Raw genomic sequence first — 16,502 nt, forward strand, 5'->3', positions numbered from 1 at the left:
GGGCAGGGGGCTGCGCAAGATGCGCCCGGCCCGGTCGCGCCGAGCGTCAGTTGACCGGCGGCGGCCCCAGTTTCAGCGAAAGATCGATGGCCTGCACGTGTTTGGTCAAGCCGCCGATGGAGATGCAGTCCACGCCATCGAGCGCGATCGCGCGCAGCCCGTCCAGCCCGACACTGCCCGAAACTTCCAGCGGGATGCGCCCGGCGGTGAGCTGCACGGCCGCCCGGCGCAGCGCAGGCTCGAAGTCGTCCAGCAGGATGCGCTCGCAACCGGCCTGCAACGCCTGCTGCAGCTGGTCCAGATCCTCGACCTCCACCACCAGCGGCAGGGCGGGCCAGCGCGCCCGCGCGGCGGCCACCGCGGCGGGCAGCGAGCCGGCCGCACGGATGTGGTTTTCCTTCAGCATCACCGTGTCGTACAGGCCGAAACGGTGGTTGTCACCGCCGCCGCAGCGCACGGCGTACTTCTGTGCCAGGCGCAGGCCGGGCAGGGTCTTGCGGGTGTCGAGGATGCGCGTGCCGGTGCCGGCTACGGCGGCTACGTACCGCGCGGTGGTGGTGGCGGTGCCGGAGAGCGTCTGCAGGAAGTTCAGCGAGGTGCGCTCGGCGCTGACCAGCGAGCGGCTGCGGCCCTGCAGCAGGGCCAGCACGGTGCCGGCGCTGACCGGCTGGCCTTCCTCCACCTGCCAGGCAATGCGCACGTCCGGGTCCAGGGCCTGATGGGTGGCATCGAACCACGGGCGCCCGGCGATCACCGCCTCCTGCTTGCACAGCAGGTAGGCCACGTCCGGCTGGTCCGGGAGCAGGGCCGCGGTGACGTCGCCACTGCCGATATCTTCGGCCAGCGCACGTGCGACGTCCTCGGCGACCTGCGCCGGATCAGGTCGCGCCACAGCGGTCATGCGCCGGGGAAGCCGTCGATCTGGCGCGTGGCGATCGCCTCTTCGGCCAGAAGGACGGGAATGCCGTCGTCGATGCGGAACAGCTGCTGGCGGTCGCGCGTGATCAGCGCTTCGCGCAGGGGCTGGGTCAGCGTGCTGCCATCGGCCTTGCTGACGGTGCCGGCGCTGATGGCCTGGTTGAGCGCGTCCAGGCCCTTGCCATCGAGCAGGGACAGGGACTGGCGGGTGTCCGGCGATACCAGCAGATCAAGCAGCTTGCGGTCCATGGATTCTTCGTCGAGCGTGGAAGATGGCTAGAATACGCCTTTGAGGCAGGTGACGGCCAATGACCCCCAACCAATCCGCGCCGCTTGTCGGCATCGTCATGGGTTCCCGTTCCGACTGGGAAACCATGCAGCACGCCGCCCAGAAGCTTGAAGCGCTGGGCGTTCCGTTTGAAGTCAAGGTGGTGTCCGCGCACCGCACGCCCGATGTGCTGTTCACCTATGCCGACCAGGCACAGGCCCGCGGCCTGCGCGCGATCATCGCCGGGGCTGGCGGTGCAGCGCACCTGCCGGGCATGCTCGCAGCGAAGACCGCCGTCCCGGTGCTCGGCGTGCCGGTGCAGTCCAAGGCGCTCAACGGCATGGATTCATTGCTGTCGATCGTGCAGATGCCCGCGGGTATTCCGGTCGCCACGTTCGCCATCGGCAACGCGGGCGCGGCCAATGCCGCGCTGTTCGCCGCAGCCATGCTCGCCGCCGAGCAGCCCGCCATCGGAACGGCGCTGGAGGCCTTCCGCACGCGCCAGACCGACGAGGTGATGGCCCACGACGATCCACGCCGATGAGCCGCACGGTCGGCATTCTCGGCGGGGGACAGCTGGCCCGCATGATGGTCCTGGCCGGCGCACCGCTCGGCCTGCGTTTCGAGCTGTTCGATCCGGCAGCGGATGCGTGCGGTGCCTCGCTGGCACCGCTCACGCAGGGCGCCTTCGACGACCGCGATGCACTGGCTGCGTTCGCGGCGAAGGTGGACGTGGTGACCTTCGATTTCGAGAACGTGCCCGCGGCCAGCGCGCATTGGCTGGCCGAGCGCGTGCCGGTGTATCCGCCGCCGGCGGCGTTGGCCGTGGCGCAGGATCGCCTCAGCGAGAAGACCCTGTTCCAGCAGCTGGGCATTCCGCTGCCGCCGTTCGCCGATATCCGCAGCCGCGATGAACTGGCGGCGAAGGCGGCCGAGTTCGGTCTGCCCTGCATCCTCAAGACCCGGCGCCTCGGCTACGACGGCAAGGGGCAGTTCCGCCTGCGCACCGCGGCCGACATCGACGCCGCGTGGCAGGCGCTGGGCGCGCAGGTCGAGCGTACCGGGTTGATCCTGGAGGGCTTCGTGGCGTTCCAGCGCGAGGTCAGCGTGGTGGCGGTGCGCGGACGCGATGGCAGCTTCCGTGCATGGCCGGTCACAGGCAACTGGCACGTGGACGGCGTGCTGTCGGCCAGCCTGGCGCCGGCCGCGTTGGCGCCGTCCGAGCACGCGGCAGCGGTGGGCTATGCGCAGCGGCTGGCCGAGCACCTGCAGTATGTCGGCGTGTTCGCACTGGAGCTGTTCTGCCGCGACGGCGACCTGCTGGCCAACGAAATGGCGCCGCGCGTGCACAATTCCGGGCACTGGACGATCGAAGGCAGCGAGACTTCGCAGTTCGAGAACCATCTGCGCGCCGTGCTGGGGCTGCCACTGGGCGATACGAAGATGCGGGGCGTGGCCTGCATGCTCAACTGGCTCGGTGACATGCCCGATGCGGGCCCTGTGCTCGCGCGCTCCGGCGGGCATTGGCACGACTATGGGAAGCAGCCGCGCGAAGGCCGCAAGGTTGGCCATGCGACGCTGCGCGACGACAGCACCACCGCACTGGCCGACGGGCTCGTGGCGGTCGGCGCTGCGCTGGGCCGCGAGGATCAGGTGGCTCCGCTCATCGCGACCCTGCGCGGGTCGTGATCCCGGGCGCCGGTCCTGCCCCGGCGCGACCTGGCGGTGGACGGATCAACGCATCCGTGCGCCGGCGAACTCCCAGTTCACCAGGTTCCACCACGCCTCCAGCCAGCGGGCGCGGTCGTTCTGGTAATCCAGGTAATACGCCTGTTCCCACAGGCAGCAGGCCAGCAGCGGCGTGGCCTCGCCGGTCAGCGGGGTGCCCGCGTTTCGTGTCACCTGGACCGCGAGATGGCCGTCGGGCTGCTGCACCAGCCACGCCCAGCCCGAGCCGAACAGGCCCAGCGCGGCCTCGTTGAACAGCGTGCGCAGCCGCGCCACGTCGCCGAACTGGCGGGCGATCCGCTCGCCCAGCGCACCGTCCGGTTCCCCACCGCCCCGGGGCCGCAGGCACTGCCACTGGAAGTCCAGGCTCCAGGCCTGCGCCGCGGCTTCGTGCAGCGCGCCCTGGCTCTCGCGCACGATCTTTTCCAGCGGCGCCTCGGCCAGTTCGGTGTCGGCCGTGCGCGCGTTCACGACATCCAGCCAGCCACGCTGGTGCTGGCCATGCAGCAGTTCGACGCTGCGTGCGGAAAGATGCGGCTGCAGTGAACTGGACAGGTAGGGAAGGGCGTTGAGTTCTATCGTCATGGCGAAAGAATGGCATAACGGCGGCGGGCGCAGGTTCCATCGGCTTACAATGGCCGGTAACGTGGGACGCCCAGTCGGCCAGCGCGGTCGGCATGTCCCATCCAGGAGGCAGCGTGGTTGTGGCGGTGATGCAGCAAATCCAGGCCGAAGTGGATCGATACCCTCTTGTGCTGTTCATGAAGGGCACCCCGCAGTACCCGATGTGCGGCTTCTCCAGCCGTGCCCTGCAGGCGCTTATGGCCGCCGGTGCCGTGGACCTGCGGACCGTCAACGTGCTTGAAGAGCCGGAGATCCGCGCCAACCTGCCGCGCTTCTCCAACCTGCCCACCTTTCCCCAGCTGTTCATGCATGGCGAGCTGATCGGCGGTTGTGACATCGTGCTCGAGCTCTTCGAAGCCGGCGAACTGCGCCGCATCGTCGAAGAAGCGTCCGCCGCATGAGCGAAGGGCCGCCGGAGCAGGGGCCTGCCGGGGCGCTCGACGGCCGCGTGATCCTGATCGTCGGTGCCGGGGGTGGGCTGGGCAGTGCGGCGGCCGTGGCCTGTGCACGGGCGGGGGCCACGACGGTCCTGCTGGGCCGCAGGCCGCGCCGGCTGGAGCGGGTCTATGACCAGGTGCAGGCGGTGGGCCCGGAGCCGCTGCTGTATCCGCTGGACCTGGAGGGCGCCGGCCCCGATGACTACGCCGAGCTGGCCACGCGCGTGGCGCACGTGCTCGGGCGGCTGGATGGCGTACTGGTCTGTGCCGCGGATTTCCCGGGGCTGACGCCTTTCGAGCAGGCCGACCCGGCCGTGTTCGCGCGCGCCCTGCACGTCACATTGACCAGCCCGGCCTGGCTGCTGCAGGCCTGCCTGCCGTTGCTGAGGCGCCAATCCGATGCCGCCATCGTGCTCTGCCTGGATGATCCGGCACGCGTGGGCGCGGCTTACTGGGGAGGCTATGGGGTGGCGCAGCACGGTCTGCGGGGTCTGATGGCCAGCCTGCACGACGAACTGCGCACGGGCCCGGTGCGGGTGAGCGGCCTGCAGCCCGGGCCGATGCGCACCGCGCTGCGGGCGCGGGCGTGGTCGCTGGACCAGGACGACCGGGCAGGGGATCCGGGCAAGGCCGCCGCCGAGGCGGTTGTGCTGCTGTCTGCGGCCGGCGTGGCAGCGCGGGGCAGGGTAGTAGCCGTCTGATCTACCCGCGAGGGGCGCATTTCCGTTCAGGAATGTGATTTTCCGGTGGCGTGTCGAGCCGACGGAGATGAAGGTGGCGTCAAGGAACAGTGTCGATTGCGACCCGTTTGTCGCACTACCGTCACAATCAGATCGTACCGTGTTAATCTATTGTTAACCGTTGCGGCAGTAACCGTTCACGGTTGGGAACCCCAGATAAATACCCTTGCAGTTGCCCGCCGGGCTGCAAGGCTGCGTTTTTTTTCCGCCATCGCCAACTCGCATCGAGGCTACCCTAAGATGAACCACCCACTCCGGATGTCCAAGCTTGCTCTTGGTCTCGTGGCTGCGCTTGCAGCCGCTCCCGCCTTTGCCCAGAGCACCTCTGCCGGTGTCGGCGGCCAGGTGGTGTCCGCCGCGGGCGCGCCTGTTGCAGGCGCCGAAGTCACCATCACCCACACCGAGTCCGGCACCGTCAGCCGCGCCACGACCGATGCGTCGGGCCGCTACAACGCCCGTGGCCTGCGCGTGGGTGGTCCGTACACCATCACCATCACCAAGTCGGGTGAAGGTACGAAGACCGAAGAAGGCGTCTTCCTGAACCTGAACCAGGTCAACACCGTCAACGCCAACCTGACCGGTGACGTTGCGGCGACGACCCTGGAAGCAGTGCAGGTCATGGCAGTGGCGGGTGGTTCGGAAATCTTCAGCGCCTACAAGATGGGCACCGGTTCCAACGTCAACCGCGAAACGATCGAATCGCTGCCGTCGGCCAACCGCAACATCCAGGACTACATCCGCCTCGATCCGCGTATCTCGCAGGTCAGCAAGGCCGATGGCGCGATCTCCGTGGGTGGCCAGAACACCCGCTACAACGCGATCCGCATCGACGGCATCGGCGCGGGCGACCCGTTTGGTCTGGAGTCGAACAACCTGCCGACCGAGCGTCAGCCGGTGTCGATGGATGCCATCGAAGAAATCAACATCGATGTGGCCAACTACGACACCACCATCGCTGGCGGTACCGGCGCGGTGATCAACGCGGTGACCAAGTCCGGCACCAACAACTTCGGCGGCACCGTGTACTACGCGTACCGCGACAAGGACCTGGTGCGCAAGGAGCTGGACGGCGTCCGCTTCAACGGCTTCGATGACGAGAAGACCTACGGCATGACCCTGGGCGGCCCGATCGTCAAGGACAAGCTGTTCTTCTTCGCCAACTACGAGAAGATGGAGCGTTCGGCGCCGGGCACCAGCCTGACCGACACGCCCTACGGCCGCGGCACCATCACCGATGCCGACATCGCGCGGGCGCAGCGGATCGCGACCGGCTATGGCTTCGATGCGGGCTCGCTGAGCGCGCCGTCGAACGATACCGAGATCGAAGAGTACGCGCTGAAGATCGACTGGAACATCAGCGACAACCACCGCGCGGCCGTGCGTTACAACAAGATGGAGCAGACCGTCGCGCGCTTCCCGCAGATCAGCAACAGCGCGGTCTCGCTGAGCAGCTTCTGGTACGACCTGCCGAAGACCTACGAGTCCTGGATGGGCGAACTGTTCAGCGACTGGACCGAGAACTTCTCGACCGAGTTCAAGCTGTCGCACAAGGACTACTCGGCGATCCGCACGCCATACTCCAACCTGCCGCAGATCCAGGTGCGCGGGTTCGGTGGCAGCGCCAACAACTCGCTGTACTTCGGCACCGAGCAGAACTCGCACGTGAACGCCGTGGAGTCCAAGGAACTGAGCGCCTTCGGTGCCGGTACCTGGTATGTCGGCGACCACACCGTGAAGTTCGGCTTCGATTACTCCGATAACGACCTGCTGAACTACTACGGCCGCAACCTCAACGGCGTGTATGTGTTCAACAATCTCGCCGACTTCGAAGCCGGCCGCATCAACCAGTACATCGTCCGCGCCCCGCGCGAGGGCGGCAGCTACGCCGATATCCCGGCCAAGTACCACCTGAAGAACACCGGCCTGTTCGTGCAGGACAGCTGGGCGGTCAACAGCAACCTGACCCTGCAGTTCGGCGTCCGCGTGGACATGCCGGACTTCGACGATCAGAAGCTGTACAACCAGCGCATCATGGACCTGTACGGGTATGACAACACCGTGCTGCCGGATGACAAGCTGGTGCAGCCGCGCTTCGGCTTCAACTACACCTTCGACAGCGATCGTCCGACCCAGCTGCGCGGCGGCGTGGGCCTGTTCGGCGGTGCGGCCCCCAACGTCTGGCTGGCTGGCGCCTACCAGAACACCGGCCTGAACTACACCGAGTACACGGTCAACAGTCCGTCGGCCAACTTCTTCACCCCGAACGTCGATCCGCCGTTCATCCCGGCCTCCGGTGCGGGTGCCCGCCAGAACGTGGACATCGCCGAGCCGGGCCTGAAGCTGCCGTCGGTCTGGAAGAGCAACCTGGCCTTCGATCACGAGCTGCCGTGGTACGGCATCGTGGCTTCGGCGGAGTTCCTGTACACCAAGGTCAACGACGGCATCTACTTCGAGCGTCTGGACCTGTACAACGCCGCCGGTGCGGGCGCGACGCGCGTTGGCCAGGATGGGCGTGATCTGTTCTGGAACGCTGCGGGCTACCTGCCGGCCACTCCGGCCAACCGTTATTCGGTCCAGCAGGGCCAGAACACGGCACTTGGCCAGGTTGGCGGCAAGGCCAACCGTCCCACCGACATGGGCGATGTGATGCTCATGCGCAATACCGACAAGGGTGACGGCCGCCAGTTCACCGTGGGCCTGAACAAGCCGCTGATGGAAAACTGGGGCTGGTCGCTGGCCTACACCTATACCGAGGCAAGCGAAGTCAGCCCGCTGACCAGCTCGCAGAACACCTCGAACTGGGGCAGCACCCTGATCGGCAACGCCAACGAGAACGTGGCCTACAACTCGCGCTATGCGATCAAGGACCGCGTGACCGCTTCCATCAACTGGAAGAAGGCGTTCTTCGGTGACTACAACACCAGCGTGGGCCTGTTCTACGAAGGTCGTTCGGGTCGTCCGTTCAGCTACATCTACTACAACGATCTGAACGGCGACGCCGCGTCGACCTCGGGTGCAGGCTACTTCAACGACCTGTTCTACGTACCGAACGGCCCGGGCGATGTGAAGTGGACCGGCGGTGCGGCCATGGAGCAGGCCTTCTTCGATTGGCTGGCCAAGAACCCGCAGCTGTCGCGTTACCAGGGCCAGATCGCCCCGGCCAACGAGTTCCGCACCGGCTTCATCAACACCTTCGATATGCGCATCTCGCAGGAGTTCCCGGGCTTCATGAAGGAGCACAAGGGTGAGCTGGCGCTGGACATCATGAATGTCGGCAACCTGCTCAACAAGAAGTGGGGCCGCATCAACGATTACGGCTTCAATTCGACCGCCCGCGTGGCCAGCTATGCAGGTATCGATCCGGCCACCGGCAAGTACATCTACAACTTCACCTCGGCCGATGCTCCGCAGATCCAGGAAAACAACAACGACAAGGGCAACACCGGCGTGTCTCGCTGGTCGATGCAGCTGACGCTGAAGTACAAGTTCTGATTTCCCAGGAACGTGTAGTCTGACCTGAAGACGGCTGGGGCAACCCGGCCGTCTTTTTTCGTTCACACCGCGTGGCTTGTCGCGGCCCCCGGACAGGCGTAGCATCGCTGCGCACACGGCACCACGCCGTGGCCGCGACCTTCAGGGCCGCCGGCGATACCTATCCAACGGTCGGGTTTCCCGGCCGTTTTGCTTTTTAAGGGGGCGGCAGTACAGTCGAAAACCTTGAAGGAAGCGAAACGTTGGACATGATCACGACGATTGAAAAGCCGGCACGCCTGTTGCCGGTACAGGACGCGCGGATCTACCCGCGCGGTGGGCTGGATGTGCTCTCGCGTGCCGAAGTGGCGCGCCTGCGCGATGCCTCCGGTGGCGGCATGCATGAGCTGCTGCGCCGCTGCGCGCTGGCCGTGCTGACCAGCGGCAGCGCCTCCGACGATCCGCGCGCGGCACGCGATCTGTACCCGGATTTCGACATCCAGGTGGCGCAGCAGGACCGTGGTGTGCGCATCGACCTGGCCAATGCGCCGGCGATGGCGTTCGTCGACGGGGAGATCATCCGCGGCGTGGCCGAACTGCTGTTCGCCGTGGTGCGTGACCTGGCCTACATGGCGATCGAGATGGGCCCGGCCTACGCGGCCGAACTGGAATCCTCCGAAGGCATCACCAACGCGGTGTTCGGGCTGCTGCGCAACGCGCACATCCTCAATCCCGGCGAGCCGAACCTGGTGGTGTGCTGGGGAGGTCACTCGATCGGCCGTGACGAGTATCTGTACACCAAGCAGGTCGGGTACGAGCTGGGCCTGCGTGGCCTGGACATCTGCACCGGCTGCGGCCCGGGCGCCATGAAGGGGCCGATGAAGGGGGCCACCATCGCCCACGCCAAGCAGCGCCGCACCGCCACGCGGTATATCGGCCTGACCGAGCCGGGCATCATCGCCGCCGAGTCGCCGAACCCGATCGTCAACCACCTGGTGATCACTCCGGACATCGAGAAGCGGCTGGAAGCCTTCGTACGCATCGGCCACGGCATCATCGTGTTCGCCGGCGGCGTAGGCACGGCCGAGGAGATCCTGTACCTGCTCGGCATCCTGCTGCGCGAAGAGAACAAGGACCTGCCGTTCCCGCTGATCCTGACCGGCCCGACCGTGGCGGCACCGTATTTCGAGCAGATCGACCGCTTCATCCGGCTGACCCTGGGCGAGGCGGCGGCCGAGCGCTACGAGATCATCATCGGCGACCCGGCCGCCGTGGCGCGGCGCATGACCGCCGGCATCAGGCAGGTCCGCGAGCACCGGCTGGCGCAGAAGGATTCGTTCTTCTTCAACTGGTCGCTGCACATCCCGTGGGAGTACCAGCAGCCGTTCGTGCCCACCCACGAGGCGATGGCCGCGCTGGACCTGCACCACGGCCGCGCGCCGCATGCGCTGGCCGCCGACCTGCGCCGGGCCTTCTCAGGCATCGTGGCCGGCAACGTGAAGGAAGACGGCATGCGCCGCATCGAGGCGTTCGGTCCGTTCCAGATCCATGGCGATCCGGACATGATGCAGGCCCTGGACGCCCTGCTGCGCGCCTTCGTGGAGCAGCGCCGGATGAAGATCTCCGGCGAGTACCAGCCCTGCTACGAAGTGCTGGCGTAACGCGGCATCCGTGCAGGGTCGGGGCAGGACGGGCCCGTCGGGGAGGCGTGGCGTCGGGCTTTTGACGCCCGTCGTCCCGGATCGACCGTTCGTCCTGCGGCCCCTTGCCGCCAGCGCGCCGCTGGGCCATCGTGCGGCCATCAACGCTGGGGAGCGTTCCATGTCTTTGCGTCGGCCCGCTGGCTTCACGCTCGTCGAACTGATGGTCACCGTCGCGGTGGTCGCGATCCTGGCGGCCATCGCGTTTCCGAGTTTCCAGACCACGCTGCGCAGCAACCGGGTGGCTACGGCGAACAACGAGATCCTCGGCCTGGTCAACCTGGCACGCAGCGAGGCCATCCGCAGCGGTCGCGGCGGTGGCGTGTGCGGGAGTACGAACGGCGGCGCCTGCGATGGCGCCTGGGGGCAGGGGCTGCTCGCCTTCACCGACCCGGAGGGGGAGGGCACGCTGGGGGATGCAGGAACCGCGCTGCGCTTCATGGCCGTCAATCCCGACACGCAGATCACGGGTCCGGACGAGGAGATCGCCTTTGATGGGCGTGGCCGACGCCGGGCCAGCGCCGACCAGGTCATTTCGCTGCGTCCCCGCACCTGCACGGAAAACATGGCCCAGCAGCGCGAGCTGGTCATCAATGCCTCCGGGCAGCTGCGCAGCAGCAAGGCAGAGTGTTCATGAAACCCTTCCATTCCCCGCGCCGGCAGACGGGCTTCAGCCTGCTCGAAGTCCTGATCACCGTGCTCGTGCTCGGGTTCGGCCTGCTCGGCTTTGCGCTGCTTCAGACCATGAACGTGCGTTTCGTGCAGAGCTCGAACTACCGCACCCAGGCGACCAACCTCGCCTACGATCTGATCGAGCAGATGCGTGCGAACCGGATCCAGGTCGACTGGTACGAAGCGGCCAGTTTCGAACCGGGCACCCTGGACACCGAGACGGTCTGCGTGCCTCCCACAGGGGAGGTGGGAGTCCAGGACAACATCACCCAGTGGCAGTGCCAGGTGATCAAGGCCCTGGGAAGCGACGCCGGGGCTACCGTGTCGGTAGACGGGGGCGTGGTGGATGTCGCCGTCACCTGGGGTGACCAGCGATGGGATCCGGCCGACCCTGACAAGGCCACCACCTTCTCACTGGCGACCGAGCTATGAAGCGCTTTCCCGCATCCTCCCGCTCGGTCACCGGCCTGTCGCTGGTGGAGCTGATGGTCGCCATGGTGATCGGTCTGATCATCATGTTTGCCGTCGTACAGGTCTTCATGGCCTCGCAGGCCGCCTCGCGCCTGTCCGAGGGCGCGGCCCGGGTGCAGGAAAATGCACGCTTCGCTCTCGATTTCATCGAACGCGACGTGCGCATGGCTGGTCACATGGGGTGCGTCAACGACCAGGCGCACGTGGTCAAGAACATGGGGGATCCGGTGAATCACCTGGTTGCGGCGCGGGGCGGCGGATCGCCGCTGGATTTTGGCGTCTCGATCCAGGGCTATGAAGCGCCGGGCACTGCGCCGGACGACACGCTGACGATCGGGCAGAACTGGGAGGCGCCGGCGGATCTTCCGACAGGCGTCGCGGGGCTGGCACCGGCCCCTGCCGGTGGCAGCGATATCCTGGTCCTCCGTTTCCTCGGCGCCGAGGGCGCGCCTGTCAATGGCATCAGCCTTTCCGACGGGACATCCACCGTCGAGGGCGAAGCCGCGCGGATGGCGCGGCTGACCAACAACGGCGTCGCTGCGCCGAGCTTGTTCGGCATCGCCGACTGTGGTCATGCGGATATCTTCGAGGGCGTGCTGGCCAACGGCCGCGTCACCGCCGCCGGCGTGGACCTCACGCGCTACACGGCTCAGCCGATTGGCCAGACCATGCTCTACCGCGCCGAATCGCTGGTGTACTACGTGGCCGTGAGCTCTGAGACGGGACAGCGTGGGCTGCGCCGCGCACGTGCCGATGCCACCGGCACATACACGTCCAATGAAGAGGTCGTGGAGGGGGTGGAAAGCCTGCAGCTGATGTACGGGCTCGATGCCACCCCGGGCATCAGCATGGACACGCCGCCGGTGGGACACGTGACCCGCCTGGCCATCGCCAGCGACGTCAGCACCGGGACCGACGCCGACGCGGCAAACCAGTGGCTGCGTGTGGGGCTGGTCAAGGCCGGCCTGCTGATGGCCAGTCCGCAACCGTCTTCCTCAGTGGTGCCGGAGATCGCTCCGGCCGCCCTGGGCGTGCAGTTTGAACCTGGCGCCAGCAATGATCGTCGGTTCCGCAGCACCTACGAAGTCTCCATCGCCCTGCGCAACAGGCTGTTCGGGAACTGACATGAAACCGACTCCGAGACCCCTGCGAACCGGCATCCCCCGCGCCCAGCGCGGTGCGGTGCTGTACGTCGCGCTGATCATGCTGATCCTCCTGGCCCTGCTCGGCATTGCCGGCATGCAGGTCGCCGGCATGCAGGAGCGTATGGCCTCGAACTACCGCGCCGCGAACCGCGCGTTCCAGAACAGCGAGGGCGTTGTGCGCAGCGCCGAACGCGCCGTGGAATCGATCGCCAACCGCACCGAGGTCTCCGCTGACGCACTGGTGGCGGCCGACGACATCAAACGGACCTGCGATGACGGCTACGATCCGATGATCTGGGCCTCGGAGCGGGCTGACGATGCCGATTCGAGCGTCAACGTGCGCCAGATCGACAGCTGCATTGTCGGGGAGGCGGCTCTGGACATGGGCGCACCCTTGGATGAAGCGACACCCATCTACCAGATCACAGGCTTCGCCACCGATGACAGCGGTGCGCCGACGTCCGCCGTGGTGATCGATACCGTGTTCAAACTTTGAGGACGCCGGCGATGGCTTCGCGTAGAAATCGGTGGTTTACCGCAGCGGCCGTGGGCACCCTGGTGGCAGGTGGCTGGCTGGCTTACAGCCTGATGGCAAAGCAGGGGCAGGGGACGTTGGCGCAGCAGCCGCTGAACATCCAGTCGCCGACAGCGCCGGCATTCCTCATGGCGCTGGATGACTCCGGCTCCATGCTCTGGGAAGTGCTGAACAACACCCGCGACGGCGTCTACCGGTGGGTGGATGCCGGCAGCACCACCCGCTCCACTGGTTTCTACAACACCACCACGCGAAACCCCTGGCCATTCGGCGAGGGGACCGGGCTCAACTACTATTATCTGACGCCGCCCTATGGCCGCAGCGGTGATGCCGCGATGCCGCCCTTCGACGCCTATGGCTTCGCCAGAGCGGCGGAAATCAATTCGGCCTATTTCGATCCGCGCGACACCTATCCGACCTGGAAAAACGGACGCAGCGATCCTGCGTTGCGGGATTACAAGACCATCAATCCGGAGTCCGCACCCGTGGATCCGAGGCCGAACGGTAGTCCGGGCCTGAAGACCAATACAATCAACCTGACCAAGGATTTTGCCCAGACCGGCGCCAACTGGCGTTTCACCTTCCGCCGAGGCATGTTCATTCCTGGCGGTACGTTGATCGAAGCGGATCGATGCGGCCTGAGCAACAGCGACACCTCCGGCAATGCGCCTGACGGTTTCTGGCGGGTGAAGGCGAGCGGATTCACGATCGACAATGCCAACAATGGCTGCCAGGCCGCCGTCGGCTTCTACCCTGCGACTTTCTTCACGACCGAGCGCCTGCCGGCCGATTATGGCTACAGTGCGACACCGTTGGCCGTCACCAATCCGACGCATGGGCGCCCGGGCACGCTGTACAAGTACGAGATTCGCTCGGCCAACTTCTCCAGCACGGCGAAGTACAACGCCGCCATGCAGAATTTCGCGAACTGGTTCAGTTTCTATCGCACCCGGCGCGAGGCACTGATCGGTGCGGCGAGCAATGCGCTACAGGAAACCACCAACCTGCGCGTGGGCTGGTTCCGCATCAACAGCCGCACCAATGCGGTGATGTACAGCATGGACGACGAAACGCAGAAGCGGGCGTTGCTTTACGACATCCAGCGCTACATGGCCGCCAGCGGCAGTACGCCCAACCGTTCGGCTGCGGTGCACCTGGGCAACCAGTTCAAGCGGGTGCGCAGCAGTTCCGACAACAATCCGCCGGTACTGCTGTCGTGCCAGAAGAACGCCGGCATGCTGTTCACCGATGGCTACATCAATGAGACCGACAACAAGCAGCGCATGGTGCTGGGCGTAGCCCCGTTCTACGATGGTTCGCTCGTCCCGAGCATCGAGACCAATTCCGTGCCGGTGCCGTCCGAATGCAGCAGCGCCAGCCCGGATCCGGCACTGGACTGCAAGAAACACCTGCACATGAACTTCTACGGTGTGACGCTGGGAACCAAGGGCGCACAGTTCGGTGTGACCTACCAGCCCACCGCGAGCAAGCCCTGGATCCTCAACCCCGATCCTTACGCCACCGTACCCCGGTTCGACACCGCCACGCAGGATCTGGTGCCGGCTGCGGTGGACGAAATGTGGCAGGCAACGCTCTATACCCGTGGCGAGATGGTCAATGCCACCAATGCCACGGACATCACCGCGGCGATGCGTCGCATCATCAGCAATGTTTCCCGAGGCGCAACGCCGTCCGGCACGCGCTCGCTGACCGGCGCCCGCATTGGTGACGGTTCTTTGTCCGTGGAGCCGTTCTACGAAGCGACCAACAATGGTACCGACTGGTACGGCCGCCTGAGCGCCTACACCCTGGGGGTCGATCCGGATTCACGTGGCGTGGTGTCCACGCTTGCCTGGGAGGCCTCCAGCAAGTTCCCTTCAGCGGCCACGCGCAACGTCTGGTTCTGGCGCAACGGTGCGGCGCTGCGGTTCAATGCCACCAACGTGTCGCTGGCCAACCTCTGCAGCAAACCCGCCGGCCTCTATGCGGGGCAGCTGCGCTGCAACAATGCCGATCTGACCGCGCTGGCCGGGACCAACACCGCAGCGGTGTCCTACCTGCTGGGCAACACGGCGGGTGAGGTGCGCAACAACGGTCGCTTGAGGGACCGTACAACCGTGCTCGGTGACATCATCAACTCCACGCCCGTGCTCAGCGCCCCTACCGATGACCACGGTTACCGCGCCCTGCCAGGCGTGCTTGGCAGCCGCTACGCAACCTATCTGGCGACCAAGCGCGCAGACCGCCGCTACATGGTCTACGCGGCGGCCAACGACGGCATGCTGCACGCCTTCGACGGTGGCCGCGGTGCCGAAGGGAGCATGGACGCCGATGGCGGCAAGGAGCTGTTCGGGTACATTCCCTCCACGTCGATCGGCCATATGGGCAACCTGCTGGTGCCCTACGATTCACGCAAAGAGAATGACCAGAGTTTCGAGCACCGGTATTTCGTGGATGGCCCGATCGTCGTGGGCGACACCTACGATGGAACGGCGTGGACCACTTCGCTGGTGGGTACCGCCGGCGCTGGCGGACGCAGCGTTTTCGCACTCGATGTGAGCAATCCCGCAGCATTCGATCAGTCGCGCCTGCTGTGGGAAATCAACGATTTCGATGCCCAGCTCAGTGAAGCGGTGCGGCGCAACATCGGCCATGTGCTCGGCAAGCCGGTCATCGTGCCGACCAAGAACAACGATGGAAGCGTCAGCTTCAAGGCGATCTTCGGAAACGGCTACGAGAGCGCGAGCGGAAGGGCGGTGCTGTTCATCGTGGACATGGTGGCCGGACGGACGCCGACAATTTCGATGCAGGTGGCCGAAGAAACGGGCGACGGCCTGCCGGCCGGTCGCAATGGCCTTGGCAACGTCGTCGTGGTGGACCGCTGGACCGGCTCGACACAGGAAACGCGTGGCCGCGATGGATTCGCCGATACTGTCTACGCCGCCGATCAGAGGGGGGCAGTCTGGAAGTTCGATCTGCGCGGGACCAGCGCACCGTCCCGGCCGCTGTTCACAACCCAGGTACATCGCGACAGCGACACGCTGAATTACCGGCAGCCCATCATGGGCGGGCTGACGGCGACCACGGGTGCATCGGGTGGGGTACTGCTGCTGTTCGGTACCGGAAGCTTCGCGTATACCGAAGATGGTCGGGATACCAGTGTCCAGTCTCTCTACGGCGTCAATGACATCGAGCTGGGCGAGCCCACCACGACGCTGACGGCGGCGAACCTGCGGTCCATTGCCGTGACGGAGATTGATGGCGTACGCACACTGACCATGGACACGCCGCCGGACAACAGTCGGGGCTGGACCGTAGCGCTTCCGGCAGGTGAACGGATGGTGGGCACGCCGGCCGTGACCGCAGGGGTGGTGTTCATGCCGACCTATGTGCCCAACCAGGCAGTCGGCTGTTCCGTGGACGGTTCCAATTACCTCTTCGGGCTGCAGGCGAGCACCGGCGCCGCTGCCCTGGGACGGGTCCGCTTCAATACCCCTGACGGACAGACAGCCGGTGCCGGGGCGGCAGCGGTGCCGCTCAGCACGGGCGGCAATGCGCCGGTGCGCGATGTGACCACCGCCGTGGTACCCCGGCTGGGTCTCCCGGTGAAACAGGAAGACGACGAGCTGCCGCCTGATCCGCCGGACGAGGTCTGCAGGATGCAGATCAGCGTGGCCGGTGCGCCGCCAATGTATCTCCCGTACCCCTGCGGCCGACAATCCTGGAGACAGATCCAATGAGCCTTCACTGCTTCCGCTTGTCAGGCGCCTTCCGCAGACGCCCGTTCGTGTCC

General features: G+C 66.1%; 14 protein-coding genes. 11 read left to right on the top strand and 3 right to left on the bottom strand.

Going from position 1 to position 16,502, the window contains the following annotated elements; translation table 11 throughout:
* Positions 1 to 46: 46 nt before the first annotated feature.
* Both nadC and FHY09_RS09965 read right to left on the bottom strand, forming a co-directional pair.
* The gene (gene nadC, locus FHY09_RS09960; RefSeq protein ID WP_166926730.1) at positions 47 to 901 is read right to left on the bottom strand and encodes a carboxylating nicotinate-nucleotide diphosphorylase; all 855 of its coding nucleotides are present in this window, start codon (positions 899 to 901) and stop codon (positions 47 to 49) included.
* Entirely contained in the window at positions 898 to 1,167 is a 270-nt protein-coding gene (locus tag FHY09_RS09965) for a Trm112 family protein (protein WP_166926731.1), read from the bottom strand. The genes nadC and FHY09_RS09965 overlap by 4 nt, the downstream gene beginning before the upstream one ends.
* Before the next feature lie 59 nt (positions 1,168 to 1,226).
* Here FHY09_RS09965 and purE point away from each other — a divergent pair, with 59 nt between their 5' ends.
* Positions 1,227 to 1,730 (top strand): 5-(carboxyamino)imidazole ribonucleotide mutase, encoded by a 504-nt coding sequence (gene purE / locus FHY09_RS09970; protein WP_166926732.1) that lies wholly within the window; start codon positions 1,227 to 1,229, stop codon positions 1,728 to 1,730.
* Positions 1,727 to 2,875 (top strand): 5-(carboxyamino)imidazole ribonucleotide synthase, encoded by a 1,149-nt coding sequence (locus FHY09_RS09975; RefSeq protein ID WP_166926733.1) that lies wholly within the window; start codon positions 1,727 to 1,729, stop codon positions 2,873 to 2,875. Before purE ends, FHY09_RS09975 begins: the two co-directional genes overlap by 4 nt.
* 45 nt (positions 2,876 to 2,920) lie before the next feature.
* Here FHY09_RS09975 and FHY09_RS09980 read toward each other — a convergent pair whose 3' ends face one another.
* Entirely contained in the window at positions 2,921 to 3,499 is a 579-nt protein-coding gene (locus FHY09_RS09980; protein WP_166926734.1) for a Fe-Mn family superoxide dismutase, read from the bottom strand.
* A 92-nt stretch (positions 3,500 to 3,591) separates the two neighbouring features.
* Between FHY09_RS09980 and grxD the strand changes: the two genes are divergently transcribed.
* The 9 genes from grxD (at position 3,592) to FHY09_RS10025 (ending at position 16,449) form a co-directional block, all read left to right on the top strand.
* On the top strand, positions 3,592 to 3,939 hold the full coding sequence (gene grxD / locus FHY09_RS09985) for a Grx4 family monothiol glutaredoxin (RefSeq protein ID WP_208407756.1): 348 nt from the start codon (positions 3,592 to 3,594) through the stop codon (positions 3,937 to 3,939).
* Positions 3,936 to 4,676: an SDR family NAD(P)-dependent oxidoreductase gene (locus FHY09_RS09990; RefSeq protein ID WP_166926735.1), complete on the top strand. Its 741-nt coding sequence runs from the start codon at positions 3,936 to 3,938 to the stop codon at positions 4,674 to 4,676. Before grxD ends, FHY09_RS09990 begins: the two co-directional genes overlap by 4 nt.
* A gap of 297 nt (positions 4,677 to 4,973) precedes the next feature.
* Positions 4,974 to 8,207 carry a TonB-dependent receptor gene (locus FHY09_RS09995; protein WP_456362771.1) on the top strand — a complete coding sequence of 1,078 codons (3,234 nt, stop codon included), beginning with the start codon at positions 4,974 to 4,976 and terminating at the stop codon, positions 8,205 to 8,207.
* 248 nt (positions 8,208 to 8,455) lie between these two features.
* A complete protein-coding gene (gene ppnN, locus FHY09_RS10000; RefSeq protein ID WP_166926737.1) occupies positions 8,456 to 9,847 on the top strand; it encodes a nucleotide 5'-monophosphate nucleosidase PpnN in 1,392 nt (463 codons plus the stop codon).
* Between the two features lie 160 nt (positions 9,848 to 10,007).
* On the top strand, positions 10,008 to 10,523 hold the full coding sequence (locus tag FHY09_RS10005) for a GspH/FimT family pseudopilin (protein WP_166926738.1): 516 nt from the start codon (positions 10,008 to 10,010) through the stop codon (positions 10,521 to 10,523).
* On the top strand, positions 10,520 to 10,990 hold the full coding sequence (gene pilV, locus FHY09_RS10010) for a type IV pilus modification protein PilV (RefSeq protein ID WP_166926739.1): 471 nt from the start codon (positions 10,520 to 10,522) through the stop codon (positions 10,988 to 10,990). The genes FHY09_RS10005 and pilV overlap by 4 nt, the downstream gene beginning before the upstream one ends.
* A complete protein-coding gene (locus FHY09_RS10015; protein ID WP_166926740.1) occupies positions 10,987 to 12,153 on the top strand; it encodes a PilW family protein in 1,167 nt (388 codons plus the stop codon). Before pilV ends, FHY09_RS10015 begins: the two co-directional genes overlap by 4 nt.
* Position 12,154: 1 nt before the next feature.
* The gene (locus FHY09_RS10020; RefSeq protein ID WP_166926741.1) at positions 12,155 to 12,670 is read left to right on the top strand and encodes a PilX N-terminal domain-containing pilus assembly protein; all 516 of its coding nucleotides are present in this window, start codon (positions 12,155 to 12,157) and stop codon (positions 12,668 to 12,670) included.
* Positions 12,671 to 12,681: 11 nt separating this feature from the next.
* The gene (locus tag FHY09_RS10025; RefSeq protein WP_166926742.1) at positions 12,682 to 16,449 is read left to right on the top strand and encodes a PilC/PilY family type IV pilus protein; all 3,768 of its coding nucleotides are present in this window, start codon (positions 12,682 to 12,684) and stop codon (positions 16,447 to 16,449) included.
* Positions 16,450 to 16,502 lie beyond the last annotated feature (53 nt).

The sequence above is a fragment of the Xanthomonas sp. 60 genome, assembly GCF_011761925.1.